Consider the following 18,843-nt stretch of genomic DNA (forward strand, 5'->3'; position numbering starts at 1 on the left):
CTTCTCTTCAAGTCCGCTCGACTTGCATGTATTAGGCATGCCGCCAGCGTTCGTCCTGAGCCAGGATCAAACTCTCCAATAAAGTATTGAAAAGAGCGATAAGCTCATTTTGAAACTGACGAGATTAAAAATCTCATTTTTGCTTTGAAATCATACAGTCCGAAGACTTGTACCAATTTCTCAGCGTCGATCTTGCAAGCAAGATCGTTACTCACTCGTTGTTCAGTTTTCAAAGATCAAACTCGATTTGTGTTACTCTCTTTTCGTCTCAACCGTGTTTTCGGCGGCGACTTAAATAATGTATCACATTTCGTTTGTTTTCGTCAAGAACTTTTTTTAATTTCTTTTTTTGAAGCTTTTGTTCTTCACTAATTCCTCTGCAGAATTTATCAATTGTTGACGATAAGCTCGTTTGAGGAACGAAATATAATGTATCATATTTCCTGAATAAGAGTCAACCTCTTTTTATAAATTATTAATCAAACAAAAAAGGAAGGTTTCCCCTCCCACATTATAAGCCATTTAATGACAGTCTTCTCGAGTATCTACGCCTCAATCCAATAGCGGATTTCCCGTCCATCTCCTCCTATAAAGGATGGCCAGCCTGCCGATTCTTTTACTATAGAACGAAACACCAGCTTGCGAAGGATGAGCGGTAGATCCTCCCGTACAAATCTCAACTGTGGATGATGGACAAGTTCATCCATACTCCACGGCTCCCTTCGACTTCCAAGCACACGCAGAAGTAAACCGGAGCAATCGCTCATTTTGGACATCACTGAGAATTCACAAGCAAGCAGCACAAGCTCAACTCTCTGTTCCAGAGTCTCTGAACTTACTGTAAGCTCCTGATAGAGCTTCCACAAAGCACGATCCAAACTCTGCACATGTGTCCAGACGGCATGATCCGGGTAGATCCCCTGTTCAATAAGTACAATTCTAGCCCAGTTCCCCAGAGCCTCAAGTACATTGTAATAGGCATCAACAACATGGCCCTCTTGAATGTAACGTTTGGCTTCCACATACATTTTCAAAAAGCTGGCGAACTCATGCAGCAGCTTTTGCTCACGCAATTCGGTTCCAAAAGCAGATAGTTCCTCTCGCAAATCGCTCAAGGCATTATCTGCTTCCCAGATGATCTCACCTTCAATCAGGCACTGCATGATGTTATTGTTATCCCCCGTGATTACACTGCTCTGCAGCTCATGACGGCTGACATAGATCATTTGATAACGAAGATCACCATATTTGTAGTGTCCAACCTTGGATATCAACTGGTCGGTATTATGCACAACAAGTACAAGCAATTCAAAATCCTGGATTAGGGAGCCGTGGAATCGTTCTCCCGGGTGGGAATAAGCGATAGCCCCAACTGCCCCTGTCTCTTCCGACTGTTCGGACAAAAAAGCAAGGTTCTTTAGTTCCACGATTCCCTCCATACAATTCATGGCAGATAAGCGCCAAGTCAGTTATAATGTAATTCTACATGCAGACTAAGGTTTCCTTCTTATCCAGGTCCGATACTACTCATACGATAGGAGCATTTTTCATGATTTTTAAATCTGCAAAAATTAATGCTTTTCGCACTTGGGGACTACTACTTACCATGCTAGGCATGGGCCTAATGGTACTGGGAACTGCCGGAATTGTGTTCTGGGGACACGCCGGCAAAGTATTTGCCGCTGTGGGACTCGTCATCGGCCTGATTGCCATGATGGCTAGTCTGGCCATTTATTTCTGGGCTGGTATGCTTTCCACCAGCGCAGTACAAGTAGACTGTCCGGAATGTGGCAAGTTAACCAAAATGCTCGGCAAGACGGATCGTTGTATGTTCTGTCATACCATCCTTACCCTGGACCCTAATCAGGCCAATACAACCAGTTCACAACTGAAAGCGCATTCCACACCTCCATCCCCTTCCGACACAGATCATGGCATGAGTTCCAACAGCTAGATGCTCTTTTCATCAAAGCCCAGAGACAGAAAAAAGGCCCGGTATCTTCACCGGACCTTTTTTTGAATTTCAAAAAGACATTAAATTAATTAATATATAAGTTCAATTGAGCTATTTCATGTTTATTTCATTTCGAATACCCTGCCTGTTTTAGCGTTTCCCATGCCGATGCATTGGCGAAGCTTCGATTCCATGCAGCTACTCCACCCAATTTCAACGAAGCAACCAAATCAACACGTGCCTGAAGCGAAACGGCATCCTCTATCCAAATTTTCTTAGTGGCCCCATCTTCGGAATATTCCACATAATTTTGTCCGCTTTGTTTATCCAGAACAGGTTTGAGTTTCTTTTCCTTAATCAGATCTGCGATGGTGCTCATGCCTACCGCTTTGGAAGACACTTTTACTTCTCCTTGATCATTAGTCTCTTCCGTCCAGATTCGAGTATATAGAGGCACAGCCATAATCAATTTGTTCGATGGTACTTCATCCTCTTCCAGGATCCTTCTCATAGAAGACTCGGTCCAAGGAAGCGAGGCAACCGAACCGGCCTTTGGACTTGCAGCCCAGTGTTCGTCATATGCCATAACGACAATATAATCGGCAAAAGAGCCTAACGAGCGACGATCCAGAAAAGCAGACCACATCTCACTGTTCGATTTCGGCGTCACATCAACCGAGAGCATCAAGCCATGTATGCGAGCCATCGCCTTAATTTCGCGGACAAATTGAGTGATGTTCGGTCCATCATCTGTATAGACATTTTCAAAGTCAATGTTAATACCGTCCAAATGATACGTCTGTGCATACTCCAGCATCTGCTCAATAATATGCGTACGTGTCTCATATGAGGCCACGGCTTCTTTCGTAATATCCGGATCAAAGCTGTTATCCATCAAGCCCCACACTTCCATGCCGGAATGGTGAGCCCAGTTGACGTATGCTTTATCCCCTTTACTTTTTACGTTGCCTTGTCCATCTGTAATATGGAACCACGTGGGGCTGACCACATTAACTCCAGGCATCTTACCAATCGAAGACACATCAGGCTGTCGATTGTATACGGCTTCCCAAACCAGGTTTACCGGTTTATTCTGCCACTTTTTCTCCGCCGCGGTCAGGGTGAACTTAGGCTTGTCCAGTTCCTTTTTCTCGGTAAGAGTGACATACTTATTAGCCACATATCCGGCATAACCATTATCCAACTGAACAAAGCTCTGATCATCACCAGTCTGCCATACCCTTACTCGCGCGTCCTGCTCCATATCGGCAATGATGGGAGAAGATTCCCCTCCGCGTTTGTATAGAGGAACGGTTTTGTCTGCCTTGGAAGACAATGTATTAATCTCCGCATACTGAATGGTGTCACCTCCACGCATCAGCAGCACGGCACCCGTTGTAGCATCTTCCTGTATAGCTATTCCATATACTTCTTTTAAAGGTTTGAGCGGAATATAAGCTTCTCCGCCAACCACCTCTGGTTTAACCGTCATGGGATAATCTCGATGATTAAGTTCCGCCTTCGTACTACCTTCCTTCATATGGAGTACTCGCTGCGGTGTTGCAATAATGATATCTCCTGTGTCAGCTTCATAACGTATTCCGGAATCGATCGCCTCTTGTAGTACCGATACAGGCAATTTAAGCTGATCTCCCGTTCCTGACGCCTCGCCATCCATTAATTGTCCGTCCACAAAAATAGGTTGATTCATGCCAATCCAGTCGGGGTCTTCATGAATCTGATTAAGCCAAACATTCGTTATTAGCCAATAAGCACCGCCTGCGACAACACAGGCAGCCAAAAATCCAGGCCAGAACGAGCGGCGCTTCTGACGTGTATATCTGCTTTTTCTACTCAAACGTCTACCTCCGTTAATCATGCTGAATCATGAAATAGCTAAACTGCTGCTGAGACTATATCCATTCTATCGTCCTAAAAACAAAAAACGTGAAGAATCCAATCTGAATTCTGCACGTTAATATTGTAATTCAACTCTCTTAATCCCTGCAACTTTTACAAACACCATATACTTCCAATCGGTGCCCATGTACTTCGAATCCTGTACTTGACTCCGCCTGAAGCTCGACGCTCTTTAACGAAGGATAACTGAAGTCTTCAATTTTGCCGCATTTATCACAGATAACATGGTAATGATCCGTCACATTGGCATCGAAGCGGCTTGAATTATCTCCGTATGTCAATTCCCGAACCATGCCGGCTTCCAGAAACATCTTCAAATTGTTATATACAGTCGCCACGCTCATACTGGGAAACTGGGGTTCAAGCGCACGGTAAATTTCATCGGCTGTTGGATGCCCCATGGATTCCATCAGATAGTTCAATATGGCATGACGCTGGGGTGTAATACGGACACCGGTCGTTTTCAGATGCTCCAACGCATGTTGGACACGTGTTGCCATAAAACCCACCGCCTTACCTTTCATTACTCTGCAGAGACAGAATGTGTGATCACATGTCCTCTTCATTCAGAGTTGATCCTCGGCTGGAACAACGACTTTACATTTTCCCTGCCGTGTAACCTTGCCAGTTTATATTTATTGTACGGCGATTGCAAGTTTATTGTCAACGCGTCAGTCAGGGAACTTCGGACGTTTGTTCTTGGGAATTCTGTCCGTCTTCGGTCATTTGTTCCAAGTTATCATCCGTATCTTCCGAATCCAGTGAATTCGTTCCAACAGGAGGTACTGCAGGATTACGATCAATAGTGAGGTCACTGTTTCCCTCAACTTTAACCGTATATTCTCCTTCACCAAGCTGGCCCTCAATCGTTTTATTCTTCACTTTAAACGGCAGATCCGTTTGCAGATCTCCATAACTGCTGGAACCACTGAGACTATAATCCCCCCGCTCCGGAATCAAAATGTTAATAGCACCTACAGCGCTATAAACGTCCCAGTCACCGCCTACTTTGGCGGATACAATACTTATACTGCCATTGAGGGATTGAGCTTTGACTGCCAAACTTGCGCCGTCTACACTGATATTGCCGTTTCGGGTATCCGCCGTGATCTCTCCGACGGAGTCCGTGATGCTAATACTTCCGACTTGTGTAGTCAGATTCACATTTCCAGAAACCCCACGGGCCTTCATATCGCCTCGATTACTGTTCAAGTCCACATTTCCGATCGCATTTGTCACAACAACATCACCATTCAGGGTTTTACCAGAAATATCACCTACCGCATTCGTAATTCGTATCCGTCCATTTCCTGTCTCAGCCAAAATGGTACTAATGGCTTCCGGACGATTCAACAATATGGCTCCATTGGACGTTCGAATATCGAGATTGAAACGACGATCATCCGGGATCGTTATGGTGATATTCATCCGCGGCTGTGTTTTCTCGTTCTCTCCATACGTTTTGCCTGTAGTTTTGATATGAATCACTTTTGTCCCGTCTGCCTCAACAAAGGAAGCGTCCGCCACTGCTTTGGCCTGCACTTCAGTTGTCTGATCCACCCATACTACCGTACGCACCTCAATCTCTTCTGTGTCCCCCCGCTGTACCGAGATATCCCCGTTCACTCCCTCAACAACGAGGTCCGACGTATCCATACCTACAGGCACCCGAATCGTGCCCTTATCTTCCATATATCCTGCTGCCTGACTATAGTCCATGGATGCTGCTCCTAGATTAAGACTCACCCTGTTCCACAAATGCATATAATGATCCTGCTCAGAAACGATAAAAACAGATGCCGTCAGGACAAGGGACGTCAGGATTCCTTTCGCATCGGGTCTGAAGCGCATTTTAATTTTCTCACTTTGGTTGTCTGAAGCTGCATTCCCTCTTCGACGTGTCACTAAGAACAACAGTATGTATTCTACACCTAACACAACGATCAAGAGGGGCCACCAATCGACCATCTCATATACATAGTCCGTTCCCCACCGTTTATCCAAAATCAACAACACACCGACAGCTACGAGTAAGGCGGCAGCCGTATAGCGGCCGACCCGGACTTTACGGTTCATGGCTATCCCTCCTTGAATAGTTCACACTAGATTTTCTTTTTGCGAAGCATGACCCAGATTTCCCGTCCGAAAAGGATTAGTCCTCCTGCGATCATCAAAACAGCAAAAGTATATCCGCCATACACAGCGATTAACTCTTTAAACCAACGCGGTTTGCGAAAGAACAATACCAGCAGCGATCCTCCAACAATCAGAAGTAATCCAAACGAAATGCCTCTCTCCCACACCATCATAGCTTCCCCTGCAGAACGTTCGTTAGGGATGGGCTTGTCCGAGCTATTGTGCGTAACCGCTCTTCTCCTGCGCATCATCACCCAGTCCGCAGATTGCAATACATCGAATACATTGTAAAAGTAAATCACCGGAATAAACAATGCCAGTAGGATAAGCAATGGTACATTGATCTGTATTCCAATAGTTGAGAAATACAAAAGTGCTGACAGGTCTAGAAGCACAAGCATCATGAAAGTCAGACCTCTCATGTATAGTCGGAGATAAATATGGCCCAGACCCGGAATAATTGCACTTAGTAACCCGGCAATAAACTTGTGGGTCCGATTTCGGACAGGTTTTCCGCGCTTTCCGCTCGAATTATGGTTCGACTGACGTTTCCGTTTCATAAACGACTCCTTTCTTCCGGGCTGATGTTCCCGCTCTTCATGCATTTGGTTAGATAGTACCCTAAAGAGCCTGGAGAGTAACTGGAAGAAATATGGTTATGAGCAAAAACCCTCCGGCACTAAAGGCCTCAGAGGGTTTAATTCATTTATTCGACCGACACTTTCGTTACATGTTCCCACTGTCTTAACTTGGATACGAGCTGCACTGCACTGAACTCATGTGGCATGTAGACATGCAACACAATTTCAATTTTGCGTTCAACCGATATCATTTCTGCATAAGCCAAATCCTGCTCATTAACCGTTATTTTACGGATTTTGATCTTCTCCTGCTCCATAAATGAAGATACCTGTTCCAGAAAACCGGGCTCAGACAAGGTATGAAGTGTAACAACATGTAGTTTGTTTCCCCGTATATACCTAAGTTCCAACTTGTTGAATACCCAGAGATTAAGTAATACCAAGACTGTTGACACGATGGAGGCAAAAAAGAATCCCGCGCCTGTTGCCAGTCCGATGGCTGCCACAACCCAAATGGAAGCTGCCGTTGTCAGTCCGGTGATTGACTTGCCAGTAAAAAGAATCGTGCCCGCTCCGAGAAACCCAACGCCTGTAATAACGGCTGTAGCCAGACGGGCTGGATCAATCCTTACGTTTAATTCATTTGCAAAATCTTTAAAACCATAAATAGACAACATCATGATTAGTGCAGATCCAAGACATACCAAAATATGGGTACGCAGACCAGCAGCATGATTGGAACGCTCCCGCTCCAGGCCTACAAGCCCTCCAAGCAGCATAGCCAGTAATAATCGCAATAAAATGTGCCACTCATCTATTAACCAGGGATTGCCCAAAGCCGGTATTCCTCCTCCAAGTTGTTCACATCATTAATCTTTATTCTTATGAAATGTCGTTAATTCCACTCCAGGTGCAATCTGTACAACTTCCACGGGCTTAAAACCGAATTTGGTATACAAATTCACGGCTGGCTGGTTAAGCGTCCCTGTGGAAACGATATAACGCGGAAGATCCGGATACTGTTCAAACACATACGTCATCAAAGCAGCAGCAATTCCTTTACGAAAATGATCAGGGTGCACCATCATGCGTGTGATCGTCAACGTATTGATCTCTTCCTCATCTACTGCGACCGCACCAAGTAATTCACCATCCGTGTCCAAATAGCCATAAAAGATCTCTCCACAGTTCTGCAGGGTCTCCATCGTATCCATCAAAGGCGGAATTTCCTGAAAACCGATGATTTCGGCTTCGAGTCGATAAGCTACATGCTGCAGTCGCCAGAGCTGACCTACGGTCTCCACATCACTCAATGACAAAGATTGAATCTTCATACCTTCCTCATCTCCTTAATACATCACGGAATCCTGGACAATAAAATCAAACTTGTGCCCCTAACAAAAAGAGGCTGTCACAGGGACGAGCCTCTTTCTGTCCGGCCTCACCGGATGGATTAGCGGTTCAGTACATCTGTAAGCAGTTGATTGGCTAGTCCCGGATTGGCTTTGCCTTTGCTTTCTTTCATGACTTGACCAACGAGGAAACCAATGGCCTTCTGCTTCCCAGCCTTGTAATCTTCCACGGATTGCGGGTTGTTCGCAACAACCTGCTCCACAATGGCGAGAATGGCACCTGAGTCACTAATCTGGACCAGACCTTTTTCTTCGACGATTTGCTGCGGGAGCTTGCCGCTCTCCAGCATTTCCTTAAATACCGTTTTGGCGATTTTACTGTTAATTGTACCTTTTTCAAGCAATCCAATCATCTCACCCAGACCTTGGCCAGTCAGTGGCACCTGAGTCAATTCAAGGTTGCTGGTATTCAAGTAACCAAGCAAATCGCCCATAATCCAGTTGGATACGGCTTTGGCATCCTTGGTGTATTTCAGACTGTCTTCAAATAGATCAGCGACCGCTTTGGATGAGGTAATAACCTCTGCATCATAATTAGGCAGTCCATAATCAGCCGTATAACGGGCTTTACGCTCGTCCGGAAGCTCCGGTATGGAAGCTCTAATCCGTTCTTTCCAGGCTGCATCAATATGCAGCTTCACCAAGTCCGGATCTGGGAAATAACGATAGTCATGCGCCTGCTCTTTACCACGCATCGACAGTGTTTTCCCTTGAGCCTCATCCCAGCGACGAGTTTCCTGAACCACTTCACCGCCGTCGTCCAAAATTTCAGCTTGGCGGAACTGCTCGTATTCCAGACCGCGCTGAACGCCACGGAAGGAGTTCATGTTTTTCAGTTCGGCTCTCGTTCCCAGCTTCTCCTGTCCATGCGGACGCAAACTAATGTTGGCATCACAACGCAATGAACCTTCTTCCATCTTCACGTCGGATACATCACAGTACTGCATGATGGCACGCAATTTCTCCAGGTATGCACGAGCTTCCTCCGGAGAAGAAATCTCCGGCTCGGACACAATCTCTACGAGCGGAGTACCCACACGGTTGAAATCGACCAATGAAGCATAACCGCCGTCAACGTGGGTAAGCTTCCCTGCATCTTCTTCCAGATGAAGACGCGTAATCCCGATTCGCTTCGTTTCACCGTTAACTTCAATATCGATCCAGCCATTCTCACCGATCGGTTGATCGAATTGTGAGATCTGATAAGCTTTCGGAGAATCGGGGTAGAAGTAGTTTTTGCGGTCAAACTTGCTGACATCAGCAATGGTGCAGTTAAGGGCCATGGCTGCTTTCATCGCGTAATCTACAGCTTGGCGATTCAATACAGGCAATACGCCTGGATGTCCGAGACAGACCGGACAAGTATGTGTATTTGGCGGAGCTCCAAAGGCAGTGGAGCAGCCGCAAAAGATTTTGGAGTTTGTATGCAACTCGACATGGACTTCAAGTCCAACGACCGTTTCATATTTAGATGCGGACATTTCTATATTCCTCCGTTCCGGGCAGTCTACAGCTGCGGACGCTGCTTGTGGAATTCCGTATTTTGTTCAAACGCATGCGCTACGCGCAGTACGGTCGTTTCATCAAAAGCTTTACCGATAATCTGCATGCCGACAGGCAGTCCATCCGAGAATCCACAAGGGATGCTAACTGCAGGTACACCAGCCAGGCTGACAGGGATAGTCAGAATATCATTGAGATACATCGTAAGTGGGTCATCGACTTGGGAACCAAGTTTAAATGCCGTTGTTGGCGCAGTTGGCCCAATGATGACATCATATTTGGCAAATACGTCGTCGAAATCCTGCTTGATCAACGTACGCACTTTCTGAGCTTTCAAATAATACGCATCGTAGTAACCTGAGCTGAGTGCATAGGTTCCAAGCATGATGCGTCGTTTCACTTCGGGACCAAAACCTTGACTACGGGATTGGTGGTACAAATCCAGCAAGTTCTCCGGATTGTCTGCACGAACACCATAACGCACGCCGTCGAAACGAGCCAGGTTCGAAGAAGCCTCTGAAGAAGCGAGCAGATAATACGTAGCTACCGCATATTCGGTATGCGGTAGGGATACTTCTTCCCATGTTGCGCCGAGTCCTTCGAGGACTTTCAGGGCTGACAGGACGGTTTCTTTAACTTGAGGATCAACGCCTTCACCAATGTATTCCTTCGGAACAGCAATGCGAAGCCCTTTGACATCCCCTGTGAGTCCGCTCAAGTAATCCGGGATATCCACTTTCGCGGATGTCGAATCTTTGGCGTCATAACCAGCAATGGCTTGCAGCACATAGGCAGAGTCCTCGACATTTTTCGTCAAAGGTCCAATCTGATCCAGAGAAGATGCGAATGCAACCAGACCAAAGCGGGAAACGAGTCCGTAGGTCGGTTTCAAGCCAACCACGCCGCAATAGGATGCAGGCTGTCTGATGGAGCCGCCTGTATCTGATCCCAATGTGAAATAAGCTTCTCCTGCCGCAACAGCCGCAGCAGATCCACCACTTGAGCCGCCCGGAACACGATCGAGTGCCCATGGATTACGTACAGGGTAGAAGCTTGAATTTTCATTGGACCCACCCATGGCGAATTCGTCCATGTTCAGCTTCCCGATCGTCACGGTATCCGCCGCTTTCAGCTTCTCGACAACTGTTGCATCATACACCGGGTCGAAATTGCGCAAAAACTGGCTGCCGCATGTTGTGCGAAGTCCGTTCGTAACGATGTTGTCCTTAATGCCGACAGGCAGACCGAAAAGCAAACCTTTCTCCTCACCGCTGACGAGACGATCATCCAGTTGACGTGCACGTGCACGTGCCTGCTCTTCATCCAACGCCAGATAAGCCTTAACCTTTTCATCCCGTTCACCAATGTTTTGATATGCCTGATTCACCAGATCGCTGACCGACAGCTCCTTGGCGTGCAGCTTGTTATGTATCTCCGGCAACGATTGTTCAAATAAACTCACGTAATTCGTCCTCCTTCCGGTTATCCGTTATTCCATTACAGCAGGCACTTTGAATTGCCCGTCTTCTTCATCTGGTGCATTGCGCATGACCTGTTCAATCGACAGACTTTCCTTCGTCTCATCTTCACGCATCACATTGCTGACGTGCAGCACGTGAGTGGTTGGCTCAATGTTCTCTGTATCCAGTTCATTCAGCTTCTCAGCATATTTTAAAATCGCGTTCAGCTGTCCTGTCAGGGTCTGCTCTTCTTCAGCAGTCAAATTAAGCCGGGCCAGCTTGGCCACATGCTGAACGTCATTATTCGAAATACTCATTTCCGGATGCCTCCTTCATTCGTTCTAATTCCTGAAACCGCCGAAAACGAATCGACCGTTTAACGGGCTAAAGTCCAAGATAACTTTTTTCATTATAGGTGAGATAGTTCGACAATTCAATGCAAATGACCCGAGTTACCGAATATGCAAAATAACCCCAAACGGTGGAGTCCTCCTTTAATACAAATTTCAAAACCTAATTAACTGAATTTTTACGTGCAAAACCAGGATAATGAGGGGATTCAAGATTCATATGTTCCAATCTAATCAAAAAAGAGCCGGCATCAGCCGACTCTTAAAATTCTAAATCCATGCACGCAGGTTAACCTGCTTTATAAAATCCGCCTGTGACATAACATCGTTCGCGGTTTCTTCTTCCTCTTCCACAGCTTGAAAATCTCCGTTCATCAGATGATGAAACAGTTTCTCATTGTGTGTCGCAAGGGCGTAATCTATCAACGCTTCTCGCTCGACCCGCTCAGCTTCCTGCTTCAGCAGAACCTCTTCTAGATCGACGTCGCCGGATGGAACAAAAAAGTTCCGATTCACCTGCGGCACTCGAAGCACGTAATCGAACGCATTGTCCGGATTCCGGTCATAAGCGATGATGAAACCATATTCCCCCACAGGAAGATTCTGCTCAAACGCATCCGCGACGATGACAACCTTCTCTCCTAATCGCAGCATCGTCTAACCTCCTGGTAGTCTATCTTTTTATTATTTGTATAGTCTACTAGAAAAGAATAGCGATGTCTACGATTACTAGAATTAAACAAAACATTTGTGCAAAATCTTTTTTTTCAAGCCATTAACTCTATGATTTGCCCGACGTTCGCTTAGGTGGTCTGCGATCTGCTCTCACCACAATAAACCAATATATGATCAAAGGTGTTGGGAACCCGGTAATGCCCCACAATCCCCATAACCAGGGGAAACGGCCACGTCTGCGTGCATCCTGAAAGATCCATGTTCCCTGTATTAGCAAGAGAATGGCAATCAGAATAAGCCATATGAGAGGAATCTCATTTAAAGAATAATGCAGATCATTCATGACGAGTCTCCTTCCGGCGTCGCCCTGACCAGATTACTGCCACGGCAATCGCTGCACACAAGCTTATAGCCTGGATACCCAAATATAGAGCTGGAGCCGAATGGAACAACAAGACACCAAAAGCAATAATGAACAGTCCCACAATCCAAAACAAAATCATTTCGATCCGATTGGCTCGTCGTTTCATTTGTTTTCGTTCCTTGACTTGGGCTTCAATGGAGGCTAATGAAGGAATGTTTACAGGTTCATACGCATCATCGAGCACTTTCATCTGTTGTTGCATTCGCATCAGAATCTCTTGTTCATCCTGTTCCTCAGATCTGCTCATGCTCAACCCAGCTCCTTTCTCAATTGACGAAGACCATAGGCAGTTCGAGACTTCGCCGTTCCGGATGGAATACCCAGCATTTCACCAATTTCATCATAGCCATAGCCATAATAATGCTTCAACAGGACAGTAATACGATGTTCTGGGGTTAACCTTGTCATGGCATCCATGACATCTGTCCATTCTTCATTCCGGCTCTCAAATTGCCACCGCAATTTCCGTACAGCCTGATTACGAATGGCTTCCAGCCAAATCTGTTCTCTTCGTCTGCGCCTAGTCTTGTCGATATATATACGGGTGGCAATCGTAATCATCCATGACGAAAAGGCAGACGAGCCATCGTATCTATGAATATTTTCCATACATCGAATCATCGTATCCTGCACCGTCTCCTCAGCAACGTTGGGGTCCATCGTTACTTTGACAAGATACTTATACACAAAAGCGTAATGGCGCTGCAGCAGTTCTGCCAGCGCACTGTCATCTCCCTGTATCGCTCTCTGTACCTCTTCCAGTTCGGCTGCCTCCATCTGAATCATCACCTGCTCTCCGCTCAGTCTTATGTTATTACGACAGGCTCTGCAAAAACGTTCAATTCAATCCAAAAAAAAATCTGAAGCCGACAATTTCCCGGGCAATCAGACTTCATTTCGGTAATCTTGCAGTTTGTCGAACCACGGTTGGTTACGGGCTCCGCTGCTTAATAAACGACTTCTCCATATATTCTGCTGTTGATCCTTGATTGGATTCATCTCATTGTTCATGTAATTATGTAGTTGAGGACGCTGGGTAACTGCTTCTATTCTGCCACTTTCCATTGCTCGTCGGTTTTCTTCGATGATCAGGTTCTCGGAACGTTGTCCCAACTGGATCACTCGCTTTTTCTCCACTTCTAATTCCTCGCTCTCATTAGCTATTGTTTCTATCATCATTCTTCTGACTATTATCATCTCATGCACATTATAATTCGACTTGCTAAATGGACTAGAACGATCTTCTGTAGATACTTGTCAACGAACTGTATGTAGGGTTAAACGGATGTAACTTTGATAAAAAAAATTGGGTGAAAACAAAAAAAGAACGCAAACCGGGTATAGACCACAGTCTGCGTGCTTCGCAAGTTAGGGTGTTTCTTTGTATTGCTTCAGTTAGATGGTGCTTTAACGCTTGTAACAACTAATTGCTATTCTAATGAAAAAGTTGTCACTTGTCCAGACTTTCTTCACATAAATTGTCGGATCATCTTGCAGACACGTAAGGATTGTTCTTCTTCTCATAACCGATTGTCGTTTTGGGACCATGACCTGGATACACTTTGACCTCATCCGAGAAGGTGTACAATTTGTTCTGAATTGAATCAATCAGATCGCGTTCACGGCCTCCTGTCAGATCCGTTCTGCCTACACCCATACGGAACAGAACATCTCCAGCAAACAGATCCTCACCACATAGCAGACTTACACTGCCTGGTGAGTGTCCTGGTGTATGGTACACTTTGAATGTATGACCAATAAAGTTCAACGCCTGACCTTCGTCCAAGGCATATTCAGCTGGATCTGTCGATAACGGCGGGGTAGCCTGAGGCCAGTTCAAAGAACCATTCAATTTCGGCGTTGTGAGCCAATCACTCTCCAAGTCATGCAAATAAACGGGACAGCCTTTCAATTTGCGAATTTCATCCACGCCGCCCATATGATCAAAATGCGCGTGAGTGAGCAGGATCGCTTCAATCTCAAGGTCTTGAATAGCTTTGAGTAATGGGCCTGGATTCATTCCCGGGTCAATGATTACCGCTTTACCTGGATCATCACCCTGCAACAGATACGCATTGGTCTGGAGCGGTCCCAAAGAAAATGTACGAATGTTAAGCATATCGGCTCAGTAACCCGAAATCAGTTCACGCAACTCACGAATAATAGCTGCATTGGACTCCGTTCCTTCCCCATAACGTTTACCAATCTCTTGACGTGCAATAGCCAAATTATCCTGATAATCTGCCGCTTCACGATCTGGGTTGTTACGTTTGAATTCAACCATAACTTCCTGCACATGTTGTGGACGAGGTCCCCATTGACCCAGTACATGTCCGCCCGTATCTGCAAAAATAACGACAGGGACAGAGCGTCCGCCCATCGTAAGGAACTCATCCATCACTTCAGGGTGATTTTCCAAAATTAGAACTTCAGTCGGAATGCCGGAGATTTCCAGCGCCTGGAACACGACTGGAACATTGCGTACCACGTCGCCACACCAGTCAGCAGCCAAAATTAACACACGCAAATCATCGCGGTGATTCAGGCTTTCGAAAAATTCACGATCATCCTCGCTTGGCCATGCAAAGCTGTCATAGTTTGCCTGGAACTCACTTTGGTTCTTCGTCATGCTCTCAATGAATTCTTTCGGTGGCAGACCTTTACCGAATTTGTGAGACAAGTTTGGTTTTCCCATAACTAGACACTTCCCTTCTTTTTACGAGCATTCATCCATTTAATAAGTACATAAACAATCATAAGTGCGAGAGCAACGAGCAGAATCGGCATAATATAAGGTGCCGCTTTCTCATTGATATGTTGCCATTGATCTCCAAGTATCATCCCTAAATATATAAACAATGCAGACCAAGGTATAACAGCGAGGGTTGTCAACAAAATAAATCGACCCGTATGCATTTTGGAAATACCGGCAGGAATCGATATGGCATGTCTTACGACCGGAACAAAACGCGCCGTGAAAATGACACCTGTCCCATACTTGCGGAACCACTCTTCGGAATGGTCGATGTGCTTTTTCTGGATCAATATGTATTTTCCGTAGCGTTCAAGTACAGGTCTTCCGCCATAACGGCCAATCCAGTAAATAAATAGCTGGGCTATGACACCGCCCACGGTACCAAAAATCATTGCACCGAAAAAATTAATATGGCCTTGTGAAACGAGAAAACCTCCATATGCCAGTACAATTTCACTCGGAATAACTTCAAGCATTAGTCCAAGCATAATTCCAAAGTATCCAAGACTCTGAATCCAATCGAATAATTGATTGACAATGTTATGAATAACGTCCATCTCGACCCTCTTTCTTCATCCTGATTGGCAGTGCCCTTCCGCACCATGGATGTTCGTCCCTATTTTATCACAGGCCTCTAGCTGTTGCTACTTCACCCGTCTGGGATAGTGTCCCGCAGGCAGCCATTTGCATATGGTATCGGGAGAGGAGCGTGAGAAGATGTCATTCAAATCAGCACCCGGTACTCCCCCGGTCAAACATAACACCCCAGGCCAGAAGCTGCCTTCTGCCCGAGGTATCCGAAGAGCATGCAGCAAAGAGCTGTATCGAACAGCCAAAAAGTTAAAGGTATATATCTCCCCCGAGCTGATGAAGCAAGCGGAAGAATTGTATTATGGGAAGGTCATCGCCAATCTGCTCTGGATCGGAGAAAATCGGGATAATCGCAAAAAATTATGCGAATGGTGGAACGCGGATGTCAGCCTAGAGATTGCGACTCTATGGGGTGTAGAGGTAGAACCGCTGCAAGCTGCCTTCAAGAATGCATTTGGCGGATACCGCCTGTAGGTTGAGAGCAACTAACAGGTAGTCGAACAGCTAATCGTACAGCATATTGCTCGATTTTTGAATAACCTGAACTGAGGCGTAAGGCAATACTTTCGTTGGATCCATGCGAGATCGTTCATCATGTTAAATATTGAATCAATGTTTTCATGGATTTTGTTCACCATCGGCGTTACGTGAGGTCAGATATTCAGGGACTCTTTCTGGTCACTTCTGAAGCAAGTGGATCCAAAGCAAGGAGGCGCAGATTATCCCCATAATGTGATGCTTCTTCTCCAAGCCCAAAACGCCGATCATTTCTCTCCTCCCCTGCTGCCACTTCTTCAGCCAGTTGTCTATAACGTTCGTATATCTTTACTCCAGCAGCAGCGGTCTGCCTCCCTCGTTCAGCATAACCTGCCGCCAGTTCCCTCCGTGATGCCTGTTCCATCCAATACAAGGCTTGGGACTGGCTGGACGCGTCAAAACGATTTAGGGCCAGGCCATGTTCAAAATAGTTCCCAGCCGATTCTCCTCTACCCGATTGAGCGGCCAACCGCCCCAGCTCTCTGTAGAGTTGGGGTGAAACAGGGGAACAGGACAAGCTCTGCACCAATATCGATTCAGCTTTTTTCGCTGGAAGCGTACGGGACAGGGAGATGGCGATATCCGGTCTGTAGGGGTTGAACTTGTACGCCGCAGTAAGCAGCGCTTTACGCTCAGCATCTCCTGAATCTTTTGACATGGCTAGACGATATTGTTGTTCTGCCGCCACCTGTTGTCCAGCAAGCCAGACTGTGCCGCCAAGCCAAAACATGACGAACAGTCCGGTTAATATCCGTTGAGGCCACGGGCTTAACGGACGGAGAAAACGAGAACGCTTTTTGTCAGCCGCGGATTCCTGTAGAGTTGGCGACGAGAGGGCCCAGCCCCCCAGCCAAATGAATATCATCCAGAGGAAGGTGAAGCTCCAGTCAAAGTCCATTGCGCCATGGAGGCCAAAAATAATAACCGAAGGCAGCAGCTGAGGTGCTTGCCTCCACATCGTCCGCAGAGTGAAAAAGAACCATCCGGCGATGAGCAGCAACCCGATCACGCCTGTATCGAGAGCCAGATCGAGGAAGCCGTTGTGGACCTCGCCTCCGACATAAGGCGAGGATTGGATGGCGCGAAACATGTTGCGCCATGTCTCTCCCCCGTGGCCCAGCCATGCGGCCTCGGTCCAAAGCTTTAGGGCGTCCCGCCACATCTGAAGGCGGGACAGCCCTGTGCCGACACCAGCCGCCATGCGGTCGGCGGTGGAGGCCACGGCAACAGTGGCGGCGGTGATTCCCGCCAGCACTGTTGCCGTGAGGGCAGCGGCGCGCGCACGAGCGCCGCTGTGCCACAAACGGCACAGCAGCAGCGTGCCGAGCAGCGCAGCTGCCCATGCCCCGGCCAGTGCCAGCAGGCCGGGCACGGGTGCAGGCGCCAGCTGGGCAGCAGCCAGCTGGCGGTAGAGCCAGGCCGCGCACGCCAGTGGCGCGGCTGTGGCCAGCAGCAGCGGCACGCGGGCACCGCGCCGCTGCAAAGCGAAGGCGGCGACTGCGGCGCAGCCGGTCGCCAGCCAAGCGCCGCGCGACTCGCTCAGCAGGAGCGCGGCTTGCGCGGGCATGAGCGGCAGCACTGCCGCGATGAGCCGCCCGGCCGACAACGTCCGGGCTATGGCGCGCGCGGCGGCAGCCAGCCGCTCCAATGCGTACATGCCAACAACGGCACCGTACGCATTGGGGTACTGCAGCAATCCGCCGAGCCGGGCTCCGGCGGAGCTGATCTCCGGGTCAGCGGTTCGCATGACCCCATAAGGCAGCGGCAGCACACCACACGCGGCAAGCACTCCGCTTAGCACAAGCAGGCCGCCTGCCATTTGCCAGCCCCAGGCAAACCATCGCGCTCCGTTCGCGCGTGCGGCCAACATAACCGTTAGCAATGCAAATATCGCCAGAAGGCTCCAGCGCAGCATCGCCTCCAAGCTTCCCTGTACACTGACAGTGCCCATCACTACATGCAGGCCAAACCAGACTGCTATCGCCAGGGGCCAAAGCATCCAGCGGAAGTGAGCATACTGCATAATCGCCTCATATAGTCGTTTGAGGTAATCCAACCACTGAGCAATCCCTAACTGCCCTCTCGTCTTCGGTGCATTAAAGCACATAATGAACAAAACAAACCAAATAAGTACACTTCCTGATGCCATGAGTACCATGGGATATACGTCCGTAGCATAAAACAATCCCCTACATAGACATCCTGCCAACAGTAAAGCCACTGCAATTAAACCTAAAACTGTCGTTAATGCCGTTTCTGATAATCCGGAAAATACAATTTCCTGATTTCCTCCGTCCACCTTGTCCAGCCTATCTGTATCACTAATCTTGCTCCGATTAGTCTTCTTATCTGATCTCGCCTCCTTCATGCGCCTCCCTCCTTTCTCCCGTCTCCGTATTCTTCTTAATTAATTTCAAACCAAAAAAGGCAGAAGCTCCCAATAGGGTCTTCTGCCTGATTTCATGCCTTTGGCACATTATATATATTTTCACGGGACCCTCTTACCAGTATGTCCCGTCAACGGCGATGACAGACGATCTGTATC

At 47.3% G+C, this 18,843-nt stretch carries 21 protein-coding genes and 1 rRNA gene; 2 read left to right on the top strand and 20 right to left on the bottom strand.

Annotation, left to right across the window (positions count from 1 at the left end):
- Positions 1 to 82: ribosomal RNA gene (locus HP548_RS10915) — 16S ribosomal RNA — on the bottom strand; the annotation flags it as partial.
- 463 nt (positions 83 to 545) lie between these two features.
- Complete coding sequence (locus HP548_RS10920) at positions 546 to 1,427, bottom strand: nucleotidyltransferase-like protein (RefSeq protein ID WP_256716906.1); 882 nt, start codon at positions 1,425 to 1,427, stop codon at positions 546 to 548.
- A 122-nt stretch (positions 1,428 to 1,549) separates the two neighbouring features.
- Here HP548_RS10920 and HP548_RS10925 point away from each other — a divergent pair, with 122 nt between their 5' ends.
- Positions 1,550 to 1,954 carry a YgzB family protein gene (locus HP548_RS10925; protein ID WP_053778954.1) on the top strand — a complete coding sequence of 135 codons (405 nt, stop codon included), beginning with the start codon at positions 1,550 to 1,552 and terminating at the stop codon, positions 1,952 to 1,954.
- 127 nt (positions 1,955 to 2,081) lie between these two features.
- Here HP548_RS10925 and HP548_RS10930 read toward each other — a convergent pair whose 3' ends face one another.
- The 17 genes from HP548_RS10930 to HP548_RS11010 form a co-directional block, all read right to left on the bottom strand.
- Entirely contained in the window at positions 2,082 to 3,812 is a 1,731-nt protein-coding gene (locus HP548_RS10930; protein ID WP_083679076.1) for a glycosyl hydrolase family 18 protein, read from the bottom strand.
- Between the two features lie 139 nt (positions 3,813 to 3,951).
- Positions 3,952 to 4,374 (bottom strand): peroxide-responsive transcriptional repressor PerR, encoded by a 423-nt coding sequence (gene perR / locus HP548_RS10935; protein WP_024631328.1) that lies wholly within the window; start codon positions 4,372 to 4,374, stop codon positions 3,952 to 3,954.
- Between the two features lie 175 nt (positions 4,375 to 4,549).
- Positions 4,550 to 5,950 (bottom strand): DUF4097 family beta strand repeat-containing protein, encoded by a 1,401-nt coding sequence (locus HP548_RS10940; RefSeq protein WP_175381662.1) that lies wholly within the window; start codon positions 5,948 to 5,950, stop codon positions 4,550 to 4,552.
- Between the two features lie 26 nt (positions 5,951 to 5,976).
- Complete coding sequence (locus tag HP548_RS10945; RefSeq protein WP_099858590.1) at positions 5,977 to 6,570, bottom strand: hypothetical protein; 594 nt, start codon at positions 6,568 to 6,570, stop codon at positions 5,977 to 5,979.
- Positions 6,571 to 6,716: 146 nt separating this feature from the next.
- Positions 6,717 to 7,427, bottom strand: a complete 711-nt coding sequence (locus tag HP548_RS10950; protein WP_099858589.1) for an MgtC/SapB family protein — start codon at positions 7,425 to 7,427, stop codon at positions 6,717 to 6,719.
- 33 nt (positions 7,428 to 7,460) lie between these two features.
- Positions 7,461 to 7,925: a GNAT family N-acetyltransferase gene (locus HP548_RS10955; RefSeq protein WP_175381663.1), complete on the bottom strand. Its 465-nt coding sequence runs from the start codon at positions 7,923 to 7,925 to the stop codon at positions 7,461 to 7,463.
- 119 nt (positions 7,926 to 8,044) lie between these two features.
- Positions 8,045 to 9,484 carry an Asp-tRNA(Asn)/Glu-tRNA(Gln) amidotransferase subunit GatB gene (gene gatB, locus HP548_RS10960; RefSeq protein ID WP_099858587.1) on the bottom strand — a complete coding sequence of 480 codons (1,440 nt, stop codon included), beginning with the start codon at positions 9,482 to 9,484 and terminating at the stop codon, positions 8,045 to 8,047.
- A 26-nt stretch (positions 9,485 to 9,510) separates the two neighbouring features.
- Positions 9,511 to 10,968, bottom strand: coding sequence for an Asp-tRNA(Asn)/Glu-tRNA(Gln) amidotransferase subunit GatA (gatA, locus tag HP548_RS10965; RefSeq protein ID WP_064640573.1), 1,458 nt, complete (start codon positions 10,966 to 10,968; stop codon positions 9,511 to 9,513).
- A 27-nt stretch (positions 10,969 to 10,995) separates the two neighbouring features.
- A complete protein-coding gene (gene gatC, locus HP548_RS10970) occupies positions 10,996 to 11,283 on the bottom strand; it encodes an Asp-tRNA(Asn)/Glu-tRNA(Gln) amidotransferase subunit GatC (RefSeq protein WP_063566618.1) in 288 nt (95 codons plus the stop codon).
- Positions 11,284 to 11,586: 303 nt separating this feature from the next.
- Positions 11,587 to 11,970, bottom strand: coding sequence for a hypothetical protein (locus tag HP548_RS10975; protein ID WP_024631336.1), 384 nt, complete (start codon positions 11,968 to 11,970; stop codon positions 11,587 to 11,589).
- A gap of 127 nt (positions 11,971 to 12,097) precedes the next feature.
- Positions 12,098 to 12,334: a hypothetical protein gene (locus tag HP548_RS10980; protein WP_099858586.1), complete on the bottom strand. Its 237-nt coding sequence runs from the start codon at positions 12,332 to 12,334 to the stop codon at positions 12,098 to 12,100.
- Positions 12,327 to 12,662, bottom strand: coding sequence for a YxlC family protein (locus HP548_RS10985; RefSeq protein WP_175381664.1), 336 nt, complete (start codon positions 12,660 to 12,662; stop codon positions 12,327 to 12,329). Before HP548_RS10985 ends, HP548_RS10980 begins: the two co-directional genes overlap by 8 nt.
- A 2-nt stretch (positions 12,663 to 12,664) precedes the next feature.
- Positions 12,665 to 13,201 carry an RNA polymerase sigma factor SigY gene (gene sigY, locus HP548_RS10990; protein ID WP_240343258.1) on the bottom strand — a complete coding sequence of 179 codons (537 nt, stop codon included), beginning with the start codon at positions 13,199 to 13,201 and terminating at the stop codon, positions 12,665 to 12,667.
- A 99-nt stretch (positions 13,202 to 13,300) separates the two neighbouring features.
- Positions 13,301 to 13,591, bottom strand: a complete 291-nt coding sequence (locus tag HP548_RS10995) for a hypothetical protein (RefSeq protein ID WP_175381665.1) — start codon at positions 13,589 to 13,591, stop codon at positions 13,301 to 13,303.
- Positions 13,592 to 13,901: 310 nt separating this feature from the next.
- Entirely contained in the window at positions 13,902 to 14,534 is a 633-nt protein-coding gene (locus tag HP548_RS11000) for an MBL fold metallo-hydrolase (RefSeq protein WP_099858584.1), read from the bottom strand.
- Positions 14,535 to 14,540: 6 nt separating this feature from the next.
- Positions 14,541 to 15,110, bottom strand: coding sequence for a thioredoxin family protein (locus HP548_RS11005; protein ID WP_175381666.1), 570 nt, complete (start codon positions 15,108 to 15,110; stop codon positions 14,541 to 14,543).
- A gap of 2 nt (positions 15,111 to 15,112) precedes the next feature.
- Positions 15,113 to 15,727, bottom strand: coding sequence for a DedA family protein (locus HP548_RS11010; protein WP_076291270.1), 615 nt, complete (start codon positions 15,725 to 15,727; stop codon positions 15,113 to 15,115).
- 160 nt (positions 15,728 to 15,887) lie between these two features.
- On the opposite strand from HP548_RS11010, the gene HP548_RS11015 reads away from it, so the two are divergent.
- Positions 15,888 to 16,235 (top strand): hypothetical protein, encoded by a 348-nt coding sequence (locus HP548_RS11015; RefSeq protein WP_064640579.1) that lies wholly within the window; start codon positions 15,888 to 15,890, stop codon positions 16,233 to 16,235.
- Between the two features lie 187 nt (positions 16,236 to 16,422).
- Here the strand turns inward: HP548_RS11015 and HP548_RS11020 are convergent, their stop codons facing one another.
- Positions 16,423 to 18,666 carry an O-antigen ligase family protein gene (locus HP548_RS11020; RefSeq protein WP_175381667.1) on the bottom strand — a complete coding sequence of 748 codons (2,244 nt, stop codon included), beginning with the start codon at positions 18,664 to 18,666 and terminating at the stop codon, positions 16,423 to 16,425.
- Positions 18,667 to 18,843: the final 177 nt, after the last annotated feature.

Origin of the sequence: Paenibacillus taichungensis (genome assembly GCF_013359905.1) — a bacterium.
In the GTDB taxonomy this organism is placed as follows: Bacteria; Bacillota; Bacilli; order Paenibacillales; family Paenibacillaceae; genus Paenibacillus; species Paenibacillus taichungensis.